This window comes from Parabacteroides merdae ATCC 43184 (assembly GCF_025151215.1).
Taxonomy (GTDB): domain Bacteria; phylum Bacteroidota; class Bacteroidia; order Bacteroidales; family Tannerellaceae; genus Parabacteroides; species Parabacteroides merdae.
Map to the genome: position 1 here is coordinate 2676351 of NZ_CP102286.1, position 12096 is coordinate 2688446.

At 45.7% G+C, this 12096-nt stretch carries 9 protein-coding genes; 4 read left to right on the forward strand and 5 right to left on the reverse strand.

Annotated features, from left to right (window positions below):
* Window positions 1-55: 55 nt before the first annotated feature.
* The gene (locus NQ542_RS11175; RefSeq protein ID WP_005634822.1) at window positions 56-550 is read left to right on the forward strand and encodes a metallophosphoesterase family protein; all 495 of its coding nucleotides are present in this window, start codon (window positions 56-58) and stop codon (window positions 548-550) included.
* A gap of 73 nt (window positions 551-623) precedes the next feature.
* Here the strand turns inward: NQ542_RS11175 and NQ542_RS11180 are convergent, their stop codons facing one another.
* The 3 genes from NQ542_RS11180 to NQ542_RS11190 form a co-directional block, all read right to left on the reverse strand.
* Window positions 624-1745 (reverse strand): hypothetical protein, encoded by a 1122-nt coding sequence (locus NQ542_RS11180; protein ID WP_005634820.1) that lies wholly within the window; start codon window positions 1743-1745, stop codon window positions 624-626.
* Between the two features lie 61 nt (window positions 1746-1806).
* Window positions 1807-2652 carry a lipoyl synthase gene (gene lipA / locus NQ542_RS11185; protein WP_005634818.1) on the reverse strand — a complete coding sequence of 282 codons (846 nt, stop codon included), beginning with the start codon at window positions 2650-2652 and terminating at the stop codon, window positions 1807-1809.
* Between the two features lie 6 nt (window positions 2653-2658).
* Window positions 2659-4833, reverse strand: coding sequence for a S9 family peptidase (locus tag NQ542_RS11190; RefSeq protein WP_005634816.1), 2175 nt, complete (start codon window positions 4831-4833; stop codon window positions 2659-2661).
* 85 nt (window positions 4834-4918) lie between these two features.
* On the opposite strand from NQ542_RS11190, the gene NQ542_RS11195 reads away from it, so the two are divergent.
* Window positions 4919-5875, forward strand: coding sequence for a TIGR01212 family radical SAM protein (locus NQ542_RS11195; RefSeq protein WP_005651330.1), 957 nt, complete (start codon window positions 4919-4921; stop codon window positions 5873-5875).
* On the opposite strand, the gene NQ542_RS11200 is transcribed toward NQ542_RS11195, so the two are convergent.
* Window positions 5835-6332: a DUF4251 domain-containing protein gene (locus NQ542_RS11200; RefSeq protein ID WP_005634812.1), complete on the reverse strand. Its 498-nt coding sequence runs from the start codon at window positions 6330-6332 to the stop codon at window positions 5835-5837. The two genes, NQ542_RS11195 and NQ542_RS11200, sit on opposite strands and share 41 nt — an antisense overlap.
* A gap of 210 nt (window positions 6333-6542) precedes the next feature.
* On the opposite strand from NQ542_RS11200, the gene NQ542_RS11205 reads away from it, so the two are divergent.
* The gene (locus tag NQ542_RS11205) at window positions 6543-9224 is read left to right on the forward strand and encodes a calcium-translocating P-type ATPase, PMCA-type (protein ID WP_005634810.1); all 2682 of its coding nucleotides are present in this window, start codon (window positions 6543-6545) and stop codon (window positions 9222-9224) included.
* 72 nt (window positions 9225-9296) lie between these two features.
* Here the strand turns inward: NQ542_RS11205 and eno are convergent, their stop codons facing one another.
* On the reverse strand, window positions 9297-10580 hold the full coding sequence (eno, locus tag NQ542_RS11210) for a phosphopyruvate hydratase (protein ID WP_005634808.1): 1284 nt from the start codon (window positions 10578-10580) through the stop codon (window positions 9297-9299).
* Between the two features lie 288 nt (window positions 10581-10868).
* On the opposite strand from eno, the gene NQ542_RS11215 reads away from it, so the two are divergent.
* A complete protein-coding gene (locus NQ542_RS11215) occupies window positions 10869-11768 on the forward strand; it encodes an Rpn family recombination-promoting nuclease/putative transposase (protein WP_005634804.1) in 900 nt (299 codons plus the stop codon).
* Window positions 11769-12096: the final 328 nt, after the last annotated feature.

The following is a 12096-nucleotide window of genomic DNA, read 5'->3' on the forward strand; positions in this document are numbered from 1 at the left end:
ATTATTATCTTCGGTCGGTAAATATAAATACTTTTGTGGGATAAAAGAAATTGTTATGCTTAAAATAGGACTTCTTTCAGATACCCACGCTTGGTGGGACGACAAGTACATGGAATATTTCTCGGAATGTGACGAGATCTGGCATGCTGGAGATATCGGTTCGGACACACTGGCGGCACGCCTGGCTGCCTTGAAACCGCTTCGTGCCGTATATGGCAACATCGACGGGCAATCGCTTCGGCTGCAATATCCGCAGGTCGCTCATTTCAAAGTTGAAGAAGTAAACGTGATGATGACACATATAGGAGGCTATCCCGGACGTTATAACCCGCTTATCCGGAAAGAACTGTACGACACCCGCCCTAATCTTTTCATTGCCGGACATTCGCATATCCTGAAAGTCGCTTTCGACAGAAGTTTGAATTGTTTGTATATAAATCCGGGGGCAGCTGGTAAGAGCGGGTTTCATCAGATAAGGACTCTGGTACGTTTCGTTATAGACGGGAAACAGATCAAGGATTTGGAAGTTATTGAATTGGGGAACCGATAAGAAGGTGTCAAAACATCTTTATCACGATCTTTCAGTAAACAGTAATTTGTTCTGACATACCTCCTTATCGATTCTAACAACCAGCACAGCAGAAATTTTCTGCCAGCAGGACCGTGTTTTGCAAATAAGCAAACTCCTGTTCAAAATATTCGCTGAAAACACCCGAACCCAGATTTTCTTCAATCTGTTTGGAAGTCCAGAGCTTTCCGTTCGGTTGTTTGATCTGATCCATGACCTTTTCTGAACGCACACACATCACATACAAGTTCACCAGATGTTTCACCTTTTCGTTCTCAAATGTGTACCGAATCAGGAAGCGGGGCATGACATCTTCTTTTTCACCCAAGCCACCCATTGTTTCACGTACCGTACTTTCTATACTATGACGGAACAAAACATAGCTGTAGAACGGATAGTCGATCGTATCCGGAGATACAAAAGACTTCTTCCCTCTGTTTACCAGATAAAGCATTCCCTGATAAATAACAGCCACACGTACGACAGGATGATAATACTTTTTTGGTAACGAACGACTTACGGATCGAGCTATGCAACCTATCACCTTTCCACCGTCGTTCAGAACAGGTAACCACATTTCTTTCCGAAGGCTACCTTGCATCATCGAAATCCTTATCTGTTCATATAGAATCAAAAATACTCCGATAACGATCCCAAGCTCCCTGTATAAAAAACGCTCCATACGCACGCTCTGCATCGTTTCGGGCAGAATACTGTATACCAAAATAATAAACAGATGCAATGTATAAAGGTTCTGGATCAGCTGGGCGACAAAAAAGAATTCATTTAACGTAGTACGCATCAATGTCCGCTTGTAGGTCGGATGCTGAGACGTCCGGATTCGCCGCAATATTGTTCGCTTGGCAAACCCTAAAAACGCCAATACCACTACCAACAAGACTTCTGTTATCAACGGAGAATAAATAAACAACACCGGCTCAAGCCGAAGGCAAAGAAAAATCGAATAAAGAACTAATGTTGTCGCAGCCGGTAATAACAAAAATTGATAAACTTTATCCTTACTCAGTATCTGAAACAAAAAAATACAAACGAAACAAAAGGTAACGCCGATTATGAAGGATAACAAATATGAAAAATAATTATCCAAAAACATAAACAGCAACAATGGCACTAGGCCTATAGCCTGATTATCCAGGTTCCTCTTCACTTTGTTCATACCCTTTCCCCCTTTTTTCCCTTTATAACATAACAAATTGTACAGAGAAATGTTTTCGCCATCATACGTGTTTTTCAGCGTGATAAGAGGAACGGACCAGCGGAGCGCTTTCCACCTTTTTGAACCCTTTTTGTAAAGCAATTGATTTATAAGACTCAAACTGTTCGGGCGTAACGTATTCTTTTACCGGAATATTTTTCCGGCTTGGCTGCAAGTATTGCCCGATTGTCAAGACGGAGACACCGGCAGCCCGCACGTCATCCATCAATTCGCAAACTTCCTCGACTGTTTCACCTAAGCCTACCATTATACCGGTCTTGGCAACAACGCCTTGTGCAGCTATACGCGCAAGCACGGAAAGGCTCACTTCGTACTTCGCGGCACTACGCACTTCGGGACTGATACGGCGAACGGTTTCCATATTATGGGATATTATTTCGGGAGCGGCTGCCACCACTTTATCCACCAGTTCCAACCGTCCCTGAAAGTCGGGGATTAAGACCTCTACTGTCGTTTCAGGATTAACCGCTTTTATCGTACGGATCGTATCCACCCAATGCTGCGCACCCAAATCAGGCAAATCATCCCGGTCAACAGAAGTAATGACCGCATGTTTCAAATTCATCAGCCGGATACTTTCCGCCACATTCGCAGGCTCCTTCGGGTCCAACGGGAGCGGCTTGCCAGTCAACGTATTGCAGAAACGGCAAGAACGCGTACAGATATCTCCCGCAATCATAAAGGTAGCCGTCCCTCTGCTCCAGCACTCTCCCATATTCGGACATTTTCCGCTGGTGCAGATAGTATGCAGACAGTGGGATTCAACGATGCTTTTTGTCCGTGTGAACTGTTCGTTCCCACCCAGCCGGATTTTTAGCCAATCCGGCTTTCTCAAATGTTCTGACATTATAAGTTACAAATTATCAAATAAAAAGTTAGACATTCTGGTATACAGATGATAGCGGGTGTTTCCACCGTAAATACTATGATTACGATCTTTGTAAACCTGCATTTCAAACTGTTTACCGGCTTGTACCAAGCTCTCAGCATAATCCATTGTCTGCTGGAAATGCACATTATCATCGGCTGTGCCATGAATCAACAACAACTTCCCCTGCAAATCCTTCGCCAGACGGATCGGTGAAGTAGCGGCATACCCTTCAAAATTTTCTTTTGGCGTACGCATGAAACGTTCCGTATAGACAGAATCGTAATATTTCCAATCGGTAGGAGGTGCAACAGCAATACCGGCTTTGAAAGTTCCATTGCCAACACTCATGGCCATCAGCGTATTGTAACCGCCGAAGCTCCATCCCCAGATAGCCATGCGGTTCTTGTCGACAAACGGCAATTTGCCTAAAGCCTGTGCCGCTTCCACCTGGTCCTTGGATTCCAGTTCCCCCATCCGCAGATAGGTACATTTACGGAAGGCTTCTCCGCGGGCTCCTGTACCACGTCCGTCCACACAAACCGTAATGATCCCGTTAGCCGCCAGATATTGTTCCCAGTCAAAGCTATATTTATCCAATACCTGCTGGGAGTTCGGGCCACTGTACTGGAACATCAGAACCGGATATTTTTTCGACTCGTCGAAATCGACCGGCTTCACGATCCATGCATTCAATTCATAATCGGAAGCTGTACGCACTTTGATAAACTCTTTCTCGGCATATGAATAGCCAGCCAGCTTATCGACTAAACGGGCATTATCCTGCAGGACACGCAGGACTTTATTCGACTTCGTCTCGTTTACGGTGATTTTAACCGGCGTATTTGCATTTGAATATTGATTTACATAATAAGCGAAGTTATCGCTGAATGTGGCATTATTCGTTCCTTCCTGTGTGGAAAGTTTCGTCTTTACTCCTTTCGCATCGATTTTATATATAGCACGCCGGATCGGACTTTCTTCGGCCGATTCATAATAGACCGTCTTTGTCGCTTCATCATAACCCAGAAACGCAGTCACATCCCAATTGCCCTTCGTCACCTGGCGCTGCATGACACCCGTAGGAGAATACAGATAAATATGCGCATAACCATCCTGTTCGTTTACATATGAGAAACTGTTCGCATAGAAATGGATGGAGTTCAACCATTCCGAATCGACATAAGCCTTATTTTCATCACGCAGGATCAAACGAAAAACACCGCTTTTCGGATTCGCATAATACATATTGAAAACATTCTGATGACGGTTCAAGGTCATCACAGCCAACTGATCGTCATTATTCGTAAAAACAATCCGCGGAATATAGCTGTCCGCTTCTACCGGAACTTTCAATTCTTTTGTATCCTTCGTCGTCACGTCATAAGAATGCAACGTAACTTTCGAATTCTTCTCACCAGCCTTCGGATATTTATAATTATAATAGCCGGGATATAATCCCTCTCCGAACATCTGCATCGAATATTCGGGAACTTCCGATTCGTCGAAACGCACAAAAGCCAGCTGCTCGCTGTTCGGAGACCAAGCCATCAGGTTCGTTACGGCAAACTCTTCTTCATAGACCCAATCGGTAATGCCATTCAGGATTTTATTCATTTCACCGTCTTTCGTCACCTGGACCTCTGTATCATAATCGAATTTACGAATCCATATATTATTGTCACTTACATAAGCGACCATCCTCCCGTCCGGCGAGAATGTCGGAATCATCTGCTTGCCTTTCGAATCTGAAATCGGTTTCACATAATTACGGCGCACATCGTAGTCATACACATTCGCCTTGAATGAACGGCGATAGATCGGTTCCGTATCGCGCCATACAAGAATATGGTGTCCGGTACTGCTAATCGTGTATCCGTCGAACTTGTCAAACGTACACTCACGCGCTTTCTCTGTATTGAATAAAGTATCGACCGGATTTCCAGTACGATAAGAATACTTTATAATCATGTTGCGAGCATCATTCATCGCCGTATAATGCTCGCCATCAGGCATAGAACGCATTTCTCCAATATTAGTAACCTGGCGGAACTGACCGTCTGTAATTTCTTTTAAATCGACACGTTTGCTCCCATTCTGGGCTGCCAGGCTCCCAACCAGCAAGAACGAAAGTAAAGCACCAAAACCTAATCGTTTCATGTATGATTCTATTTTTATCTTAATATTTCAGTTAGAACGGATTGCAAAGTTACTACATTCTTGCGGATTTATTATCTTTGCCCTTATGGAAAACAGCAAACCATATCGTGAATTCGGAGATTTCCTGCGGGAAGTATTTCCTTATAAAGTGCAAAAGATATCAATCAATGCCGGCTTTACCTGTCCGAACCGCGACGGGACGAAAGGTTTCGGCGGTTGTACCTACTGCAACAATCAGACGTTCAGCCCGGAATATTGCCATACAGAAAAAAGTGTAACGGAACAACTGGAAGCAGGCGTTCGCTTTTTCTCCCGCAAATATCCGGAGATGAAATATCTAGCCTATTTCCAAGCCTATACAAACACGTATGACGAACTGGATTCGTTGACTTCTAAATATGAAGAAGCACTCGCCTGTCCGGGTGTCGTCGGACTGATCGTCGGAACACGGCCGGATTGCATGCCGGACGCACTATTGGATTATTTCTCCGCTTTATCCCAAAAGAAGTTCGTGATGATCGAATATGGCCTGGAGAGCACGCTGGACCGTACTTTAACCCGTATCAACCGGGGACATACACATGCCGAATCGGAAGAGGCCATCCGCCGCACAGCGGCCCGGAACATATACACGGGAGCCCACTTGATCTTAGGCCTTCCGGGAGAAAGCAGGGAAGATATATTACACCATGCCGACATTCTGTCCGCCCTTCCGCTCACAACACTGAAGCTTCACCAGTTGCAACTTATCCGAGGCACGCGCATGGCTAGGGAACAGGCGGAACACCCCGAACAGTTTCATCTCTATACCGCCGATGAATACATCGACTTGGTCATTGACTTCATAGAACGATTAAACCCCTCTATTGTCGTAGAGAGGTTCGTATCACAATCCCCTAAAGAGTTGCTGATTGCACCAGATTGGGGGCTTAAGAATTTTGAATTTACAGCCAAGGTAAATAAACGTATTTCAGAACGAAATGCGCGGCAGGGGCGTCTGCTCAATCCTCCTTCTTCGGAGCCAGTTCTCCCTGGTATGTGATATTCTGCCTATTAGTCGGCGTTACGCTTATGATCGCGGAACCATTTGAAAATACTTGCACATCGAAACGGAAAGTATCTTCTTTGGTACGGGCTACGAATTTAATTCGAGCGGTCCCCTTCTTATCGAAGGTTGATTGATAATCGGTAATTGATTCTTCAAAACGCATCCCGTCACCTCCACCATACGGTAAAGAATATGCCCTACCGAAATAAGGCAGATAAGAAATCGCCGAATCACCGCGCATTTCAAGAGAATAAGGAGTCGTCAGATGAACCGTACGTCCTCCCATTGGTAACGCCCGATCTACCTCGATCGTAAACCGGCCGTTTTCTATCATTTCCTTTATTTCTTTTGCTTTCTGTTCTTCCCTTTCCTTCTTACTTTGAGAATAAAGGGATTGTCCCCCGAAAAAAAGAACAATCCCTACAAAAAAGAATAACCTAATGTTTCTCATATAACCTTAAATAACTAAACACTATTATTTACCTATGTATATATAAGACAATTCTAAGCCTTGAAAGGTTTATTCGTTTATCATTAAATTACCTTAAAAACAAAGACTTGATTACGATCCGATTTCAAACATTAACTACTTGCATTTGTATATGTCCCTTAACTTTGCTTTATTTGTCCCTTCAATTTTCTGAAACAGATTAATAATTTTATGGAGAAAAAACATCAGTATCAAGGATTAACCAAACAAGAAGTAGAAGAAAGCAGGCGCCTTCACGGCGAAAATATCCTCACTCCTCCAGAGAAAGCCTCTCTATGGAGCCAATTTCTTGAAAAATTCAATGACCCGATTATCAAGATCCTATTGGTGGCATGGTTCTTATCCATGATTATCGCCGGCGTACATTGTTGGGGACCAGAGGCTAAAGGTTTCACTGCCTTCCTCGAACCGATCGGCATATTCTTTGCAATCATGTTAGCATCTTGTGTCGGCTTCTTTTTCGAAGTCAAAGCAAACAGGGCATTCAATGTTTTAAACACGGTCAATGATGATATTTTCGTGAAGGTGATCCGTGAAGGGAATATCTGCCAAATTCCGCGAAAAGAGGTTGTCGTCGGCGATATAGTCGTACTTGAAACGGGAGAAGAGGTCCCTGCCGACGGACATTTATTGGAAGCGATCTCCCTCCAGATTAACGAATCGACACTGACCGGCGAACCGATCATCAGCAAGACGACAAATGAAGCCGACTTCGACGAAGAAGCGACCTACCCGTCCAATGTTGTCATGCGCGGAACGACCGTCGTTGACGGACACGGTGTAATGGCAGTGGAGAAAGTCGGCGATGAAACCGGATACGGGAAAGTGTATGAAGGCTCGCAGATAGAAAATAATATCGACACACCGTTGCAGATGCAGCTGGCAGGGTTGGCAAAGGTGATCAGTAAAGCCGGCTATGCGATTGCTGCCATCACTTTCATTGCGCTGCTGACAAAAGTCTTGCTGTCCTCATCCGGGATGCCGGTCATGGACTTGATCTCGCACATCCTGAATATCTTTATGGTAGCCGTCACGTTAATCGTCGTTTCCGTACCGGAAGGCTTGCCGATGAGCGTGACACTCAGCCTTGCACTCAGCATGAACCGCATGCTGAAAACAAACAATCTAGTCCGTAAAATGCATGCCTGCGAAACAATGGGGGCTACCACGGTTATCTGTACCGATAAGACCGGGACACTTACGCAAAACCAGATGCAGGTATATCAAACGAACTTTTACAACCTGAAAGACCAGAAATTGGTAGACGATGAACTGAGCGTGCTAATCAAAGAAGGAATATCGGTCAATTCGACTGCCTTCCTCGATTTCTCCGAAGAAAAGATAAAAACATTGGGGAACCCGACGGAAGCAGCCTTGCTGCTATGGTTGAACAGCCAACATCAGAATTATCTGGAAATAAGAGAAAATGATCGGATACTGGACCAACTGACATTCTCCACCGAACGGAAATATATGGCAACAGTCGTACAATCATCCTTATTGGGCAAACGCGTGCTGTATGTCAAAGGTGCCCCGGAAATCGTACTGGCGAACAGCAATCGGGTGGCTATCGACGGGACCTACAAACCGGTAGAAGAATGCAAAGCCGGTATCGAAAAGCAACTGCTGGACTATCAGAACCAAGCTATGCGTACGTTGGGATTCGCCTATCAGATACTGGAAGACGGGCAGGATGCCACATTTTTCGTGAACGGACGACTGCACAAGACGGACCTTACTTATTTAGGTATCGTCGCTATTTCCGACCCTGTCCGTGCTGATGTTCCGGCTGCTGTCCAAAGTTGCCTTGATGCCGGCATCGACATCAAGATCGTGACCGGCGACACTCCGGGAACGGCTAAAGAGATCGGACGGCAGATCGGAACCTGGAAGACCGGAGACACCGAACGCAACATCATCACCGGCCCAGGCTTCGAAGCCTTGACTGACGAAGAAGCGCTGGATCGCGTGCTCGACTTGAAGATCATGTGCCGCGCCCGACCGACTGACAAACAACGCCTGGTACAATTGTTGCAACAAAAAGGAGCCGTAGTGGCCGTCACAGGTGACGGTACCAACGACGCCCCGGCCCTGAAAGCCGCACAGGTCGGACTATCTATGGGAGACGGAACCTCCGTGGCAAAAGAGGCAAGCGACATCACGATCATAGACAACTCGTTCAGTAGCATTACCCGTGCGGTGATGTGGGGACGTTCCCTGTACCGGAACATCCAGAAATTCCTGTTGTTCCAGTTGACAATCAATGTGGCGGCCTGTCTGATCGTCTTATTGGGCTCCCTGTTAGGAACCGAATCTCCGCTCACGATCACCCAGATGCTTTGGGTAAACCTGATTATGGATACATTTGCCGCCGGTGCACTGGCTTCGCTGCCGCCTAACGAACGGGTGATGAAAGACAAACCCCGCCGAAGCGGTAAGGACGGCGACTTTATCATTACCCGCCCGATGGCTTACAATATTTTCGGTGTCGGTCTCGCATTCGTAATCGTTTTGATGGGATTGTTGCTCCACTTCCATGCACAGGATGGACTGACGCCGCACGACCTATCCTGGTTCTTCAGTTTCTTCGTGATGCTTCAATTCTGGAATATGTTCAATGCAAAAGCGTTTATGGAAGACCGCTCGGCATTCGCCAACCTCAAAGAGAGCAAGAGTTTCCTGACGGTGGCCCTGCTTATCATCGCCGGGCAATATCTGATCGTCACGTTCGGCGGCGAAATGTTCAGTGTCGTCCCGTTATCTTGGAAAGACTGGGGAACCATTATCGGCTCGACTTCTCTGGTTCTCTGGATCGGAGAGATAGGCCGGTTAATCGAAAGATGGAGAAAATAAATAAAAAAAGAGGGTTGCGCAAAAAACTGACGCAACCCTCTTCACTTACATCTAAATCATTAACAGAGATTCTTACTTCTTGTAAGTCTTATACCCATAAACAGCCAAGTCACCCAACTCTTCTTCAATACGGAGCAACTGGTTGTATTTCGCCATACGGTCCGAACGGCTCAAAGAACCGGTTTTGATCTGTCCGCTATTGGTAGCAACAGCGATATCGGCGATCGTAGCATCTTCAGTCTCACCCGAACGATGCGAAGTGACGGAAGTATAACCGTTACGGTGTGCCATTTCGATTGCATCCAGTGTTTCGGATAACGTACCGATCTGGTTCACCTTGATCAGAATAGAATTGGCACAGCCTTCCTCAATGCCTTTCTTCAGGAATTCTACGTTTGTCACGAACAGGTCGTCACCGACCAACTGGCATTTGCTTCCCAACGCTTCAGTCAACAGTTTCCAACCGGCCCAGTCGTTTTCGTCCATGCCGTCCTCGATAGAGTCGATCGGGTATTTAGCAACCAATTCGGACAAATAAGCGACCTGCTGCTCGGCAGTACGCTTAGCACCTTTGGCTCCCTCAAATTTCGTATAATCGTATACGCCATCATGATAGAATTCGGAAGAAGCACAGTCCATAGCGATCGTCACATCCTTACCCGGCTCGTATCCGGCAGCTTTAATAGCGGCCATGATGGAGTTCAAAGCGTCTTCCGTTCCATCCAAAGCAGGAGCGAAACCACCTTCGTCACCGACAGCCGTACTCAGGCCGCGATCGTGCAACACCTTCTTCAAAGCATGGAAGACTTCGGCCCCCATACGCAAACCTTCACGGAAACAGCAAGCTCCAACCGGACGGATCATAAATTCCTGGAAAGCGATCGGGGCATCAGAATGCGAACCGCCATTGATAATATTCATCATCGGGACAGGCAATACATATGCATTCGTCCCGCCGATATAACGGTAAAGAGGCAGGTCCAAATAGTTAGCTGCCGCCTTGGCAACAGCCAGAGAAACGCCTAACATGGCGTTGGCGCCTAAATTAGACTTTGTCTTCGTACCGTCGAGTTCAATCAGTTTATGGTCGACCTCACGCTGGTTCAGGGCGCTCATGCCCAGGATAGCGGGAGCAATTACATTATTTACATTATCGACAGCTTTCAGAACGCCTTTGCCACCATAGCGTTTTTTGTCGCCATCACGAAGCTCGATTGCTTCGTTTTCACCGGTAGAGGCACCAGAGGGAACAGCTGCACGGCCAAAAGCGCCGGAAGCCAAATGTACATCTACTTCAACAGTCGGGTTACCACGTGAATCAAGAACTTCTCGTCCTACTACTTTTACAATTTCCATACTTTTACTATTTGAGTTTTATCTTTCGTATAAATATAACAAAAGAGGACGAGGCTTTGTTGGGGAAAGGGGATCAATATTGTCTATCGCCCCATTTACAACGACATCGACAATTCGATCCGACATTCTAAAGCGTTCATAATGCGATAGAATGTTTATACATAACGAATCCCAAAAGGAAATGCCACCTCCCCTACTTTTTCCGAACAAAACTTTCCGGCTTTCAGATAAACGATTATCTTTGTTACACTATCCGGCATTGGATAGCGACCTAAAACCTGTCAAACTATGAAATCAGACATGTTTATTGATCCGAAATCGGATTACGCGTTTAAAAGGTTTTTCGGCACTGTGTCGAACAAGGAGCTTACAATCGGCTTCCTGAACAGCCTGCTTAACAAGGATATCAAAGATATCATATTCCACAACGTGGAAATGCAAGGCAACAATACTGATAGCAGGAAAGCTGTATTCGATTTGTTTTGTGAAGGATCGGATGGAGAGCTTTTCATTGTCGAAATCCAGAAAAAGAGACAAAAGTACTTCTCCGACCGTGTACTTTACTACGCTTCGTTTGTTATACAAATGCAGGCTGATATAGAAAGCGAGAAGTTCCGGTTGGCAAAGGAGGAGGAGAGAAGACGGTGGAACTATCATATCAACAAAGTGTATGTAGTCTGCTTTTTGGACTTCCGGCTCGATACGCGCTACACAGACAAATATCGTTGGGATGTCGTGCGCATGGACCGTGAACTGAAAATTCCGTTCAGCGAAACACTGAATGAGATCTACTTGGAGCTTCCAAAGTTCAACTTGAACTTTGAGGAATGCGATACGTTTTACAAAAAATTTTTATACACGATGAACAACATAGACATTATGGGACAGTTATCAAAAGAAACAATACAAAACGACAAACTCCTGCGAAAACTCAAAAGCGCTATCGAACTACAACGCATGAGCGCTAAAGAACGCTTAGCATACGAACTAAGCATTGCAGCCGAACGCGACCTGGCTGCCTGCATGGCTACAAGTTTTGAGGAGGGGGAGGAAAAAGGAATAGCTAAAGGCATCACCGAAGGAATGCGCAAAATCATCTTGAACATGAAGCAAGCAGGCATGGATCTTGCCACCATCGCCAAAACTGCGGGACTGCCGGAAAAAGAGGTAGAGGCGCTATTGAAATGAATTACAGCCTTGAAGGATCAAGAAGAACTGCAACGTAATCATATAACGAAGCCCTTGCAACCAAACGATTGCAGGGGCTTGTTTTTTGTCTGCCTCCGGTCTTCACAGAAGGAAGGGCAGAAGAACTTCTTATAATTTCATTAACTTTAGTATTAATATTCACCGCTTGTTCCCCCTCGCGGGGTAATTGGTCGCTCCCAAGTAACGGCTGCAAGGCCGGCTGTCCGGGAAATACCGCACGGTGATATTTAGAATTATTTGATTATAAAATGTCATATGTCTGTAAAGGCGGTACGTGAACCGCCCTTACGATAGACAGTATTGTTTT